A 12,870-nucleotide genomic window follows, 5' to 3' on the forward strand; every position below is an offset into this window, starting at 1 on the left:
CCAGTCTTATGGGCAGGTTACCCACGTGTTACTCACCCGTCCGCCGCTAACTTCATAAGAGCAAGCTCTTAATCCATTCGCTCGACTTGCATGTATTAGGCACGCCGCCAGCGTTCATCCTGAGCCAGGATCAAACTCTCCAATAAAGTTAGTTTGTCTAGCATCTAAAATAAAAATTGACGTTTCACGTTGTTTGTTTCGTTCAGTTTTCAAAGAACTACTTGGTCGCTCGTTTGCGACTTCCTTATGTTAACATCTTCGTTAGTTAATGTCAACTAAGTTTTTCAATTTCTTTTTGTCGTTTTCTGCGTTTCCGCATCAGCGACGGTTATTAATTTAACATATACAAACTATTAACGTCAACACTTTTTAATAAAAAATTCTTTTTCTTACATAACGAATACATTCTTCTGTGTTAGCTACTCTCCGGAATAAACAGAAAATGATTTTATATCTTTCTTCCATGGCTTTTTTTACAACTTCATGAATACGCTCATCTTCAAAATCAAATAAAAGTTCCTCTAATTCTCTCTTCAATATGTATTCCATTTCTTTTCTCTCTTCTTTTGTCAACATCAGCCCAAGCAAACAATCACCTCAATAATTCCTTACGCAACAATAAACGTTCCGCTCATTTTCAATTATCACAATCCTATCATCCATTATATCCACTACTTACGATATTAATCCTTTGTTCTCTTTTTTATATTTCCAGCATATATGTAACTGAAAAGGATTGGACAAAGGGGCGTAATATTATGTTTTTCTTTTTTATTACGAGTAAGAGAAATTTTAAACACATTAGCTTAATAGTGATACTGTCCTTATTTACAGCATGGCTACTCTTTTTAAAAACATATTCACATGAATCTGCTTTTTCAACTGCTACAGGCCCTAAAGTAATTTACAAAGGAGACACCGCTAAAAAGCAAGTTGCATTTACGTTTGATATTAGTTGGGGAGACAAAAAAGCAATTCCAATCCTAGATACTCTTAAAGAAAAAGAAATTAAGAATGCAACCTTCTTCCTTTCTGCTGCATGGGCCGAAAGACACCCCGATATTGTAGAGCGAATCATGAAAGATGGACACGAAATCGGTAGTATGGGGTACAATTACACATCCTATACTTCTCTAGAGACAAATGAAATAAGACGAGACCTTTTACGAGCACAAGATGTTTTTACGAAACTTGGTGTAAAACAAGTCAAGCTGTTACGTCCACCTAGTGGCGAATTTAACAAAGCAACCCTTAAAATCGCAGAATCACTTGGATACACCGTCGTGCATTGGAGTAATAATTCAAACGATTGGAAAAACCCAGGTGTAAATAACATCGTTTCCACTGTCTCTAATAACTTGAAAGGTGGAGATATCGTCTTATTACACGCATCCGATTCTGCCCTTCAAACAAATAGAGCTTTACCGCTGCTCCTGCAAAAAATAAAAAGTGATGGATATGAGCAAATATCCGTTTCACAACTTATTTCCAACACAAGTACGAAAAGTGAAGATGTGAAGTAGCTTCTTCCCTACTACTCTTCACGCATAAAAAGCTCTACTACCTTTCAAGAAGGTGGTAGAGCTTTTTTAATCATACCATTTACAACATTATAACTGCTGTTGTATAAAACCTCTCTATTAAGCTGATTTACTTGTTTTTCCGATTAAACGATGTAATACAAGTAATTGATATGCATTACATAACAATAGCGGTATAACCATTAAATATAACCAATCTGTATCATTAATCCGAAGCGCCGGTACCCATTCAAGGATCGTTACAACAACCATAAAGAACAGAGCTGGCACAAATGCTTTTTTATTTGTTTCTTTACTTTTTACATAAGCAACAATTGCTCCAAACACAAATAACATTCCAGCAACAAGTATATTATTCCCTAACGAGACTTCCCCATTTGCAATAAGTACAGATCTTAAATACACAAAATCAAATAATACGAATGCAATAAAGAAGAGCTGGACTGCATTCCATAAAGAAGATGAGCGAAACATCCCTAGTCCAAAACGGTGGATTGTTAAATATGCAAAGAATCCCATTTGACTTATAACACTAAAAATAAATCCCACACCCATCAGCCAGAAAGATACTGCTAAAATCTCCTTACCGTCGAAATTTTGAAAAAATTTATTGTACTTGTCCCACTCCAAAACAAAACCAATAATAACTGTGCTCATCCCACCAAGAAACAACGTCGTTAAAAATAGTCGTACCCACTTGCGGCTATTCACAACACATCCCCCATTATCCTTATATTTCTAATTAAATTGTATCAATGACAATTTCAAAAAGCTAGCCATGTTCATGTATAAATTCCTTAAAGATATTTATATTAAAAAGAGAGAACTGTGCTGAAAGGAGTTCCAACTTATGAAACGGATGCTATTCATTTTCGTTTCTTCTTTTCTACTTATCGCACTTGCAGCATGCGCACAAGGAAAAGAAACGAAATCCGAACTAGATTACGATCAAACAAAGAAAATGATTGTTGATATTTTAAAAACAGATCAAGGTAAGAAAGCTATTCAAGATGTATTAACTGATGAAAAAATGAAACAAGCACTCATACTAGATGAAACAGTAGTAAAGAAAACGATTGAAGATGCCATGGTATCCGATAAAGGGCAACAATTCTGGGAAAAGCTCTTTAAAGATCCTGAGTTCTCATCAAAATTTGCTAAAAGTATGGGGAAAGAACAAACTCAATTAATGAAAACCTTATTAAAAGACCCTGAATACCAAGCAGGCGTTATAGAAATTATGAAAAATCCTGAAGTAGAAAAAATGATGTTACAAACAATGAAGAGTAAAGAATACCGTCAATATCTACAACAAGTACTAACAGAAACTGCTGAAAGTCCACTCTTCCAAGCCAAGATGATTGATATCATTAGTAAAGGTGTGCAAAAAGCTGAAAAAGGCGGATCTGGTAAGAAAGAAGCAGGCGGTGACGGTGGTTCTCAAGGCGACAAGAAGGAAGAACAGTAAAAAATAATAACTATAATAACGAGTGGACAATTTATATATTGTTCACTCGTTATTACTTTATCTTGCTATTAACAGACAAAATGGACCCCTCTAATTAAGCGAAAGGTTTACTAGCAACAAAAGCCTTATTGTTGTCAGTAACAGGTGAACCCCACTGATTAAAGTTTCACTTTATTTTTGTGTAACAGCTGTTTTATCAATTACTGTTTCAGCTATTTTACTATAAATAATGCCCGTTGTATGTGTATCTTCATATACTGAAGGAGCAAAGTCTTCTTTATTCCAATCGGGTTGTTGCAGTGGAATACGACCAAGAACATTCGTTTGTAATTCGGTAGCTAACTTATCTCCCCCGCCTTTTCCAAATACATATTCTTTCTCACCAGTTACCTTACTTTCAAAATATGCCATATTCTCAACAACACCAAGAATACTATGTTCAGTGCGCAATGCCATCGCTCCAGCACGCGCTGCTACAAACGCAGCTGTTGGATGAGGCGTCGTTACAATAATCTCTTTGCAAGATGGCAACATTGAGTGCACATCTAACGCAACATCACCTGTGCCTGGTGGCAAATCTAGTACTAAATAATCTAAATCGCCCCATTCTACTTCTGTGAAGAAGTGGTTTAACATTTTCCCAAGCATAGGTCCTCTCCAAATAACTGGTGCATTATCCTCTACAAAGAAGCCCATTGAGATTACCTTTACACCTAAACGTTCCACCGGAATTATCTTGTCACCTCTTACGATAGGACGTTTTTCTATCCCCATCATGTCTGGCACACTAAAACCGTAAATGTCCGCATCAATAATACCAACTTTTTTTCCTAAACGAGCTAAAGCAACTGCAAGGTTAACGGAAACAGTTGATTTTCCCACGCCACCTTTTCCACTCGCTACTGCTAAGAATGTTGTTTTTGAATTAGGTGACAATAAAGATTCACTTTGTTCTTCTTCTTGTTCCGGTGCAAACTGAGCTAATTCCTCTTCTGTAAATTCTGCAAAACGAAGTCCAACTGTTGCTGCCCCAAGTTCTTTTACTAACTTTACAATTCCAGACTGCAACTGCATTTGTTCCGCTGTACCGGTTTTTACGATTGCAATTTTGACACTCACATGTTCCTTCTCTGGCTTGACTGTTACCTCTTTAATTGCACTTGTTTCTTTTAATGTTTTATGTAAAAACGGATCTACAATCCCTTCTAACGCTTCAACCACTTGCTCTTTCGTTACCATAATTAGCCCAGCCCCCTGTATGAAAAATAACGTAATGTTAATTGAATTTATCTCTGCTTATCCTTGAAATAAATGCGTTTACATTTCCAGTATAACATATTTTCCGAAAACTTCGTTAACGAGAGAAGCTCAAAAAAATCCTCCTTATTCTGGAGGATTTCCTTTTTCCGTGAAATAACGTAATATACCACGGTATATTGCAGCTGCTACCTTTTGCTGATATTTCTCCGAATTTAACATATACCTTTCGTTCACATTCGATAAAAAGCCAGCTTCAATTAAAGCACCTGGTGTTTTAGAATACTTTAATAAATATACATGCGAAATTGTCTTAGCAGAACGATTCGTGTTCTCTAAACTTGTTCTCAATTCAGCCTGTATAAATTTTGCAGCACGTTCATTTTCAATCGAAGAGCGGTAATAGAACGTTTGTGCGCCTTTCGATCCACTACTAGTTAAAGCATTTAAATGAATACTTGCAAAAAAGTCTACATCAGGTTTATTGATGATTTCTACACGTTTTTTTAAATCCTCTGCTTTACGTCTACTATATGACTTTGTATCTTTGTTAGCTAAATCATAATCTCCCTCACGCGTTAAAATAACTAGTGCACCTTGTTCTTGTAAATAGTCTTGTACCTTTTTTGTAATTTCAAGCGTAATATCCTTTTCTATAATATCCTTTCCACCAACAGCCCCTCCATCTGGTCCACCATGCCCAGCATCTAACACAATTACTTTCCCTGATAAGGGTAAATTCCAAGCTCGCCACGATTTTGTAATTTGAAATTCTTGCTTGACTAAAAAAAACAATACAACCGCAGCGAGTGCAAAAGAGATAATTCGAATTCTCTTCATACCTTTCCTCCTCCAGCTAGTCCCTCTAATTACTTATATGGGACAAGAGGAAAGTTTATGCTTGTCTTAATGAAGCTTTAATCGATATCTTCTTTCACCTTTTTCATACCCTTCTTGCCACCACAATCCTATAAACTGCTGACAAGATTCAAAAAGTAACTCCTCATCTTTCAACTTTATTTCTCGCATAGTCATACTCGTTAAAAATTGAAATAGCGTTTCAGTTAATTGTTGTTCTTCTTCTAAAGCTCTATATTTCACATCAAAAAACGATTCACCATAATAACCAAATTTACTGTATCTCGCTCCTAATAAATAAGATTCTATCCCTAATTCAATACAGTAATCTTCATACTGACGATGAAGCTCTTGCATTTGAAAGGCATCACGAATATTTGAACGCAATGTTTTTAATGATAATTCCCGCAACATCTTCCGCTCGTATTTTAACTGCTTTTCTTTTTGTTTTTCTTGTAAGCTGACAATGACATTCATAGTACATATAAACCTCCCTAATACGTATTAGTCTAAACTTCTAAAGAAGAAGCATACGCGTGGCGGGAGCACTAAAATATTCCAAGCTATAAAAATTGCAAAAGAGGAATGAAACATAAAAAAACCCCAACCAAAATGGTTGGGGTTTGTAGTTCGCAAAAATTAACGTTTTGAGAACTGAGGTGCACGACGTGCGCCTTTAAGACCGTATTTTTTACGCTCTTTCATACGTGCGTCACGAGTTAATAGACCTGCACGTTTTAATGTTAGACGGTATTCTGGATCAGCTTTTAATAAAGCGCGAGAAATACCGTGACGAATAGCACCAGCTTGACCAGTGTATCCACCACCATTTACGTTTACAAGTACATCGTAGTTACCTAAAGTTTCTGTTGCAACTAGAGGTTGTTTCACTACTTCACGTAATGCAGCAAATGGGATATAGTTTTCAAAATCACGACCGTTAATGATAACGCGTCCTTCGCCTGGAACTAGGCGTACGCGCGCTACTGAACTCTTACGACGTCCAGTGCCATAGTATTGAACCTGTGCCAAAGTAAGCCCTCCTTTAATTAATTATCCGCGAAGTTCGTAAACTTCTGGTTTTTGTGCTTGGTGTGGATGCTCTGCTCCAGCATACACGTTAAGTTTCTTAGAAACTTGACGGCCTAAGCGTCCTTTTGGAAGCATGCCTTTAATTGCAAGCTCTAACATTTGTACAGGGTAGTTTGTACGCATTTCAAGAGCTGTTCTTTGCTTAAGTCCACCTGGGTGGTTAGTGTGACGGTAGTAAATTTTATCGTTTAATTTATTACCTGTTAAATGAATTTTCTCAGCGTTAATAATAATTACATGATCACCCGTGTCAACGTGTGGTGTAAATGTAGGTTTGTTTTTACCACGTAAAATGGATGCTACTTCACTAGCAAGGCGACCTAAAGTTTGACCTTCAGCATCAACCACATACCATTTACGCTCAACTTCGTTAGCTTTTGCCATAAAAGTCGTACGCATGTGTTTCCCTCCTCGTTATCTTTTCCATAGAAAAAATCTATTGTTTATCTTAAACACGATTTCCTTCCGGGGCTAATCGTGGTTTTAGAAACAATACCATATGTTATGATATACTTTTGAGTTTCTAATGTCAAGCAAATGTTACACCAGGATTAGTTGTTATAGTTTACCTCCCATAAGTAAAGCCCATGACCTGGAGCCATCTTTCCAGCAAACTGACGATTTTGTTTCGCTAAAATCTCTGGAATGCTATCAGGATCAAGCTTTCCTTGCCCTACGCTAAGTAACGTACCAACAATAATTCTGACCATATTATATAAAAATCCATTACCTACAAAACGAAAAATTATTTCATCATTTTGTTCAATTAACTCGATTTCATAAATTGTTCGCACTTTATCTTTTTTGTCAGTTTTTGCCGAACAAAAAGAAGTGAAATCATGTGTTCCAATAAAATAAGGAATTGCTTTTCTTATAGAGTTGATTTCGAGCGGGTATGGATATTGATATACGTAATTTCTACGGAATACATCCGCAGTCTTTGATAATAATACACGATAACGATATTCTTTTTTCTCAACACCGTAACGTGCATGAAATTCTTCTGTTTTTTTCTCTACTTGCCTAATAACAATATCATCTGGCAACATTGTGTTTAAAGCATTAATCCATTGCCATTCTTCAAGAGACAAAGGAGTATCAAAGTGTATTACTTGTCCTTTTGCATGAACTGTAGAATCTGTTCTACCAGATGCCTGAACACGAACAAGTTCTCCCTTATGCAATTTCTGCAATGCTTTTTCTATCTCCTGTTGAACAGTACGATGGTTCGGCTGAATTTGATAACCACAAAAATGCATGCCATCATATGCAACCGTACATTTTATTCTATCCATTTCTCTATTCTCCATTACGATCGCACCCATGCCAAAATACAAGCTAAACAAAATAAGCTGACAATCGTTACTGTATCGCTTGTTTTCCAGCGTAGTTGCCTAAATTTAGTACGTCCTTCACCACTTTGATATCCACGAGCTTCCATCGCAATGGCTAAGTCCTCTGCACGCTTAAAAGCACTGATAAACAGAGGAACGAGCAGTGAAATAATAGCTTTCATTCTATCTTTTATCGGTCCCCCGGCAAAATCAATACCACGTGACGCTTGTGCTTTCATTATTTTACTCGTTTCATCCATTAATGTCGGGATAAAACGAAGAGAAATTGACATCATTAATGCGATTTCATGAACAGGAACCTTTATACGCTTCAACGGCTTTAATAACGTCTCCAAACCATCTGTAATTTCAATAGGTGTCGTCGTTAACGTTAATAATGTCGTCATTAAAATAATAACGAAGAATCGTACAGAAATGTATATCCCTTGCTCTAATCCTTTTTCATATATCGAAAACCAACCAAGCTGGAATAGTACATCCCCCTCTTTATTTGTAAAAATATGCAGGAAAAATGTAAAAAGAAAAATCCATAAAATTGGTTTTAAGCCCGAAAGTACATAACGAATCGGCACTTTTGCAAAAAATAAAGCAATGAGTGCATATAAAAATAAAAATCCATATGAAATCGCATTATTTGCTAAGAAAACAACAAATACATATAAAAAGACAATCAGCAGCTTCGTACGTGGATCAAGTTGATGAATAAGTGAATTCCCCGGGATATATCTCCCAATAATCAACTGCTGCATGATTCATGACCACCTTTTCGTAACACCTGCACAACTTCATGAGTAAGATCCTCTAAAGATAAGGTAGCCTTTGGAATTGAAATACCAAACTTCTCTTCAATTGCACGTTTATACTTTAATGACATAGGAAGATCCACACCAATTTTCTCTAGTTCATCAGCATGTGAAAATACTTCCTCTGCACTTCCTTGCAAAAAGACCGTTCCTTTATGCATAACTACAATCTGCTCCGCATACTGAGCAGCATCCTCCATATTATGCGTTACAAGGATGACTGTAAGACCCTTCTCCTTGTGCAACTTATAAAACATCTCCATAAGTTCGTTCTGCCCTTTTGGATCTAGTCCTGCTGTAGGTTCATCTAATACAAGCACTTCAGGTTCCATTGCCAGTACACCCGCTATAGCAACACGTCTCATTTGTCCACCACTTAATTCGAACGGAGAACGTGCTAACAGTTCTGGTTCTAGCCCTACAAGTTCAATTGCCTTTCTAGCCTTTTGCCTTGCTTCGTCTACAGATACTCCAAAATTAGTAGGGCCGAAACAAATATCTTTCTCCACAGTCTCTTCAAACAACTGATGTTCTGGGAATTGAAAGACAACCCCTACTTTTTTACGTAGTGGCTTTAGCTTTTTTTCTTTCTTTCCTGCCGAAATCAAATGTTCACCAATTTGAACTGTACCATTTGTCGGCTGCAATAAACCATTTAAATGTTGAATCATCGTCGACTTTCCTGAACCAGTATGACCGATAATGGCATAATAGCCCCCACTTGGAAACGACACGTCTACATCATAAAGTGCGCGTCTTTCAAATGGAGTTTTATATTGATAACGATGTTCTACTTTTTGGAATGTAATCTCCAAAGTTCGTTCACCAAGCTTTCCATTGTAAGATGCGTATTTTGCAAGAGAATTTCATTTCTTTTTAATAATTCTGCTATTTTCACCGAAAACGGTACATCTAAGCCAATTTCTTGGAGCATATGAGAGGATTTGAAAATTTTTTCTGGAGTTCCTTCCTCTAATATTTCTCCCTTATTTAAAATAATGACACGATCTGACTGTGCCGCTTCTTCTAAATCGTGCGTAATTGATAACACGGTAATACCTTTTTGAGTAACAAGTTGTCTAACCGTTTCTACTACTTCACGTCTCCCTTGAGGGTCTAACATTGACGTTGCTTCATCTAATATTAAAATAGATGGTTGAAGTGCTAAAACGCCTGCTATTGCCACTCGCTGCTTTTGCCCACCAGATAAGGAATGAGGCTCATCATTAAGAAAATCTTCCATACGGACAAGTTGCAAGGCCTGTTCTAATCTTTCAATCATTTGTTCTCTTGGCATTCCGATATTCTCCAAGCCAAATACAACATCATCTTGCACTGTCGTTCCAACAAATTGATTATCTGGATTTTGAAATACCATTCCAATTTGTTTTCGAACATCCCATACCGTTTCCTCTGATAAAACCATTGTATCATTTACTGTAATAGTCCCTGCTTCTGGCAAAAACAAACCATTCAATAATTTTGCAAGTGTAGACTTTCCTGAACCGTTTTGTCCAATAATAGATACCCATTCTCCCTCATATAAGGAAAATGAAACATCTTTTAATGCATAAGTGGCTGCCCCAGGATATTGAAATGATATATTTTCTATCCGAAGTTTCTCTTTTTTCAATAGAAGGCACCCTTTCCTTCGCCAAGTTAGCCTATTTTTATATTTAAAAAAAAGGGCCATGACCAGTTTCTTGAAAAGAACTGTCCTGCCCTTTTAATTATCATTATACTAACTCGATAATTACCATTGGTGCTGCGTCTCCGCGACGTGGACCAATTTTTGCAATACGAGTGTATCCGCCTTGGCGCTCAGCATAGCGTGGAGCTACATCAGCGAATAGTTTTTGAAGTGCATCTTGACCAGTCTCAGCGTTAGCTACTTCATTGCGAATGAAAGCTGCTGCTTGACGACGAGCATGAAGATCTCCGCGTTTACCTAAAGTGATCATTTTTTCCACTACAGAACGAAGTTCTTTTGCACGAGTTTCTGTCGTTTGGATGCGCTCGTTGATAATTAAATCAGTAGCTAAATCACGTAACATAGCTTTACGTTGCGCACTTGTACGGCCTAATTTTCTGTATGCCATTCGTAGTTCCCTCCTTTGTTGATGGGTTTAAATCCTCAGTCGTCTTTACGTAAACCTAAACCTAATTCCTCAAGTTTATGTTTAACTTCTTCTAAGGATTTACGCCCTAAGTTACGAACTTTCATCATATCTTCTTCTGTTTTGTTCGCAAGCTCTTGTACAGTATTAATTCCTGCACGTTTTAGGCAATTATAAGAACGAACAGAAAGGTCTAGTTCTTCGATAGTCATCTCAAGAACTTTCTCTTTTTGATCTTCTTCCTTCTCGACCATAATCTCAGCATTTTGTGCTTCATCAGTTAAACCAACAAAGATATTTAAATGCTCAGTTAAGATTTTGGCACCTAAAGAGATAGCTTCTTTTGGCCCGATGCTTCCATCCGTCCATACATCAAGCGTAAGCTTATCATAATTAGCCACTTGTCCGACACGTGTCTTTTCCACTTGGTAAGTCACACGTGATACTGGAGTATAAATAGAATCAATAGGAATTACTCCTATTGGTTGATCTTCGCTTTTATTTGCATCAGCTGGCGTATACCCACGGCCACGCTTTGCAGTTAAACGCACGCGGAAATGCGCATCTTTTGCTAACGTTGCAATGTGTAAATCTGGATTTAAGATTTCTACATCACTATCGTGAGTAATATCAGCAGCTGTGACAATACCTTCGCCCTGTACATCAATTTCCAACGTCTTCTCTTCTTCAGAGTAGATTTTAAGAGCTAACTTTTTCAAGTTTAAGATGATCGTCGTAACGTCTTCTACTACGCCCTCAACTGTTGAAAATTCATGTAATACGCCATCGATTTGGATAGCAGTAACAGCGGCACCAGGGAGTGAGGATAAAAGAATACGACGTAAGGAGTTACCCAAAGTAGTACCATATCCACGCTCAAGCGGTTCAATTACGAATTTACCATATTTAGCATCTTCGTTAAGTTCAACCGTTTCGATTTTCGGCTTTTCGATTTCAATCATTAACTAAACCCTCCTTCAAAACGTCGAAACCCCGGTTAAACAAAGGTATAACCCCTGTCTAACCGAAAGTCCCCCTTAGGCAGTTCCCGATTGTGCACAACAAGCGATGTTTCTGTACGAAATTTCTCGATAATGCATCATATCCATTATAGACAAAAGGGAAAATTCTATACAGAAAAATTACACACGACGACGTTTTGGTGGACGACATCCATTATGAGGAACTGGAGTAACATCTCTAATTGCTGTTACTTCTAGACCTGCAGCTTGAAGAGCACGAATTGCAGCTTCACGACCAGCACCAGGACCTTTAACAGTAACCTCTAAAGTTTTTAAACCGTGTTCCATTGCAGCTTTAGCAGCAGTTTCAGCAGCCATTTGCGCAGCGAATGGAGTAGATTTACGAGATCCACGGAAACCAAGTGCACCAGCACTAGACCAAGAAAGTGCGTTACCGTGAGTATCTGTAAGTGTTACGATTGTGTTGTTGAAAGTAGAACGAATATGAGCTATACCAGCTTCAATATTCTTTTTCACACGTTTTTTACGAGTGTTTGTTTTACGTGCCATTGTTAGTTCAACCTCCTTTACTTATTATTTCTTTTTATTTGCTACTGTACGACGTGGACCTTTACGTGTACGAGCATTGTTTTTAGAGTTTTGACCACGAACTGGTAAACCACGACGGTGACGAAGACCACGGTAAGAACCGATCTCCATTAGACGTTTGATGTTAAGAGATACTTCACGACGAAGGTCTCCCTCAACTTTAATACGATCGATGATATCACGGATACGTCCTAATTCGTCTTCCGTTAAATCACGAACTCGTGTTTCTTCAGAAATACCTGCTTCAGCAAGAATTTTTTCAGCAGTTGTGCGACCAATGCCGAATACGTAAGTTAAAGAAATAACAACGCGTTTGTCTCGAGGAATATCTACACCTGCGATACGTGCCATTACGAATGCACCTCCTTCTGATTAACCTTGTTTTTGTTTATGTTTAGGGTTTTCACAAATAACCATTACTTTTCCACGTCTACGAATAACTTTACATTTTTCGCAGATTGGTTTAACTGACGGTCTTACTTTCATGTCTCGAACCTCCTTAAAGATTACGGAGTGCTATATTATTTAAAACGGTACGTAATACGACCACGATTTAAATCGTACGGAGATAATTCTACCGTAACTTTGTCTCCTGGTAAAATACGAATGAAGTTCATACGGATTTTACCAGAAACGTGAGCCAATACGACATGCCCATTCTCTAATTCTACTTTGAACATAGCATTTGGCAACGTTTCAAGAACGGTACCTTCGACTTCAATTACATCATCTTTAGCCATTCAATAGTTCTCCCTTCTTCAAATCAGTAACATTTTACACTGCTCTGAAATCCCGGAGAGCCAGCTAC

19 protein-coding genes and 1 rRNA gene (1 of these 20 cut by a window edge) are annotated in these 12,870 nt (G+C 37.5%); 2 read left to right on the forward strand and 18 right to left on the reverse strand.

The window, feature by feature from the left end:
• Both M1D66_RS26400 and M1D66_RS26405 read right to left on the reverse strand, forming a co-directional pair.
• Positions 1 to 146 (reverse strand): 16S ribosomal RNA (locus M1D66_RS26400) (it extends 1,406 nt beyond the left edge of the window).
• A gap of 223 nt (positions 147 to 369) precedes the next feature.
• On the reverse strand, positions 370 to 588 hold the full coding sequence (locus tag M1D66_RS26405) for a hypothetical protein (protein ID WP_000901147.1): 219 nt from the start codon (positions 586 to 588) through the stop codon (positions 370 to 372).
• Positions 589 to 758: 170 nt separating this feature from the next.
• Here M1D66_RS26405 and pdaB point away from each other — a divergent pair, with 170 nt between their 5' ends.
• Positions 759 to 1,523, forward strand: a complete 765-nt coding sequence (pdaB, locus tag M1D66_RS26410) for a polysaccharide deacetylase family sporulation protein PdaB (RefSeq protein ID WP_000464703.1) — start codon at positions 759 to 761, stop codon at positions 1,521 to 1,523.
• 117 nt (positions 1,524 to 1,640) lie between these two features.
• Here pdaB and kbaA read toward each other — a convergent pair whose 3' ends face one another.
• Positions 1,641 to 2,252 (reverse strand): KinB signaling pathway activation protein KbaA, encoded by a 612-nt coding sequence (gene kbaA, locus M1D66_RS26415; protein ID WP_001088534.1) that lies wholly within the window; start codon positions 2,250 to 2,252, stop codon positions 1,641 to 1,643.
• Between the two features lie 139 nt (positions 2,253 to 2,391).
• Between kbaA and gerD the strand changes: the two genes are divergently transcribed.
• Positions 2,392 to 3,009, forward strand: coding sequence for a spore germination lipoprotein GerD (gene gerD / locus M1D66_RS26420; protein WP_000827294.1), 618 nt, complete (start codon positions 2,392 to 2,394; stop codon positions 3,007 to 3,009).
• Between the two features lie 171 nt (positions 3,010 to 3,180).
• Here gerD and M1D66_RS26425 read toward each other — a convergent pair whose 3' ends face one another.
• The 15 genes from M1D66_RS26425 to infA all read right to left on the reverse strand — a co-directional run bounded on the left by M1D66_RS26425 (position 3,181) and on the right by infA (position 12,802).
• Positions 3,181 to 4,248, reverse strand: coding sequence for an Mrp/NBP35 family ATP-binding protein (locus tag M1D66_RS26425; protein WP_000256628.1), 1,068 nt, complete (start codon positions 4,246 to 4,248; stop codon positions 3,181 to 3,183).
• A gap of 144 nt (positions 4,249 to 4,392) precedes the next feature.
• Entirely contained in the window at positions 4,393 to 5,106 is a 714-nt protein-coding gene (cwlD, locus tag M1D66_RS26430) for an N-acetylmuramoyl-L-alanine amidase CwlD (protein WP_000822439.1), read from the reverse strand.
• Between the two features lie 66 nt (positions 5,107 to 5,172).
• Positions 5,173 to 5,601, reverse strand: a complete 429-nt coding sequence (locus M1D66_RS26435; RefSeq protein ID WP_001101005.1) for a DUF2521 family protein — start codon at positions 5,599 to 5,601, stop codon at positions 5,173 to 5,175.
• Between the two features lie 162 nt (positions 5,602 to 5,763).
• Positions 5,764 to 6,156, reverse strand: a complete 393-nt coding sequence (rpsI, locus tag M1D66_RS26440) for a 30S ribosomal protein S9 (RefSeq protein WP_000079986.1) — start codon at positions 6,154 to 6,156, stop codon at positions 5,764 to 5,766.
• A 21-nt stretch (positions 6,157 to 6,177) separates the two neighbouring features.
• Positions 6,178 to 6,615, reverse strand: coding sequence for a 50S ribosomal protein L13 (gene rplM, locus M1D66_RS26445; protein ID WP_001260793.1), 438 nt, complete (start codon positions 6,613 to 6,615; stop codon positions 6,178 to 6,180).
• A 152-nt stretch (positions 6,616 to 6,767) separates the two neighbouring features.
• Positions 6,768 to 7,511, reverse strand: a complete 744-nt coding sequence (truA, locus tag M1D66_RS26450; protein WP_002098927.1) for a tRNA pseudouridine(38-40) synthase TruA — start codon at positions 7,509 to 7,511, stop codon at positions 6,768 to 6,770.
• Positions 7,512 to 7,525: 14 nt separating this feature from the next.
• Entirely contained in the window at positions 7,526 to 8,320 is a 795-nt protein-coding gene (locus M1D66_RS26455; RefSeq protein WP_001186526.1) for an energy-coupling factor transporter transmembrane component T family protein, read from the reverse strand.
• Positions 8,308 to 9,189, reverse strand: coding sequence for an energy-coupling factor ABC transporter ATP-binding protein (locus M1D66_RS26460; RefSeq protein WP_000406533.1), 882 nt, complete (start codon positions 9,187 to 9,189; stop codon positions 8,308 to 8,310). Before M1D66_RS26460 ends, M1D66_RS26455 begins: the two co-directional genes overlap by 13 nt.
• Positions 9,165 to 10,007, reverse strand: coding sequence for an energy-coupling factor ABC transporter ATP-binding protein (locus tag M1D66_RS26465; RefSeq protein WP_000711757.1), 843 nt, complete (start codon positions 10,005 to 10,007; stop codon positions 9,165 to 9,167). The genes M1D66_RS26460 and M1D66_RS26465 overlap by 25 nt, the downstream gene beginning before the upstream one ends.
• Positions 10,008 to 10,110: 103 nt before the next feature.
• Positions 10,111 to 10,473: a 50S ribosomal protein L17 gene (gene rplQ, locus M1D66_RS26470; RefSeq protein ID WP_000331490.1), complete on the reverse strand. Its 363-nt coding sequence runs from the start codon at positions 10,471 to 10,473 to the stop codon at positions 10,111 to 10,113.
• Positions 10,474 to 10,508: 35 nt separating this feature from the next.
• Positions 10,509 to 11,453, reverse strand: a complete 945-nt coding sequence (locus M1D66_RS26475) for a DNA-directed RNA polymerase subunit alpha (protein ID WP_000569643.1) — start codon at positions 11,451 to 11,453, stop codon at positions 10,509 to 10,511.
• 180 nt (positions 11,454 to 11,633) lie between these two features.
• Positions 11,634 to 12,023, reverse strand: a complete 390-nt coding sequence (rpsK, locus tag M1D66_RS26480; RefSeq protein WP_000101798.1) for a 30S ribosomal protein S11 — start codon at positions 12,021 to 12,023, stop codon at positions 11,634 to 11,636.
• Between the two features lie 24 nt (positions 12,024 to 12,047).
• Positions 12,048 to 12,413: a 30S ribosomal protein S13 gene (rpsM, locus tag M1D66_RS26485; protein ID WP_000090788.1), complete on the reverse strand. Its 366-nt coding sequence runs from the start codon at positions 12,411 to 12,413 to the stop codon at positions 12,048 to 12,050.
• 21 nt (positions 12,414 to 12,434) lie between these two features.
• Entirely contained in the window at positions 12,435 to 12,548 is a 114-nt protein-coding gene (gene rpmJ / locus M1D66_RS26490) for a 50S ribosomal protein L36 (RefSeq protein ID WP_000868344.1), read from the reverse strand.
• A gap of 35 nt (positions 12,549 to 12,583) precedes the next feature.
• On the reverse strand, positions 12,584 to 12,802 hold the full coding sequence (gene infA / locus M1D66_RS26495) for a translation initiation factor IF-1 (protein WP_001029884.1): 219 nt from the start codon (positions 12,800 to 12,802) through the stop codon (positions 12,584 to 12,586).
• Positions 12,803 to 12,870: the final 68 nt, after the last annotated feature.

The organism is Bacillus sp. PK6-16 (assembly GCF_056530295.1).

Bases quoted from the DNA above. Each gene is read 5' to 3' on its own strand.
- pdaB (WP_000464703.1), top strand. From the start codon at position 759: ATGTTTTTCTTTTTTATTACGAGTAAGAGAAATTTTAAACACATTAGC.
- gerD (WP_000827294.1), top strand. From the start codon at position 2,392: ATGAAACGGATGCTATTCATTTTCGTTTCTTCTTTTCTACTTATCGCA.
- M1D66_RS26425 (WP_000256628.1), bottom strand. From the start codon at position 4,248: ATGGTAACGAAAGAGCAAGTGGTTGAAGCGTTAGAAGGGATTGTAGAT.
- cwlD (WP_000822439.1), bottom strand. From the start codon at position 5,106: ATGAAGAGAATTCGAATTATCTCTTTTGCACTCGCTGCGGTTGTATTG.
- M1D66_RS26435 (WP_001101005.1), bottom strand. From the start codon at position 5,601: ATGAATGTCATTGTCAGCTTACAAGAAAAACAAAAAGAAAAGCAGTTA.
- rplM (WP_001260793.1), bottom strand. From the start codon at position 6,615: ATGCGTACGACTTTTATGGCAAAAGCTAACGAAGTTGAGCGTAAATGG.
- truA (WP_002098927.1), bottom strand. From the start codon at position 7,511: ATGGATAGAATAAAATGTACGGTTGCATATGATGGCATGCATTTTTGT.
- M1D66_RS26455 (WP_001186526.1), bottom strand. From the start codon at position 8,320: ATGCAGCAGTTGATTATTGGGAGATATATCCCGGGGAATTCACTTATT.
- rplQ (WP_000331490.1), bottom strand. From the start codon at position 10,473: ATGGCATACAGAAAATTAGGCCGTACAAGTGCGCAACGTAAAGCTATG.
- M1D66_RS26475 (WP_000569643.1), bottom strand. From the start codon at position 11,453: ATGATTGAAATCGAAAAGCCGAAAATCGAAACGGTTGAACTTAACGAA.
- rpsK (WP_000101798.1), bottom strand. From the start codon at position 12,023: ATGGCACGTAAAACAAACACTCGTAAAAAACGTGTGAAAAAGAATATT.
- rpsM (WP_000090788.1), bottom strand. From the start codon at position 12,413: ATGGCACGTATCGCAGGTGTAGATATTCCTCGAGACAAACGCGTTGTT.
- rpmJ (WP_000868344.1), bottom strand. From the start codon at position 12,548: ATGAAAGTAAGACCGTCAGTTAAACCAATCTGCGAAAAATGTAAAGTT.
- infA (WP_001029884.1), bottom strand. From the start codon at position 12,802: ATGGCTAAAGATGATGTAATTGAAGTCGAAGGTACCGTTCTTGAAACG.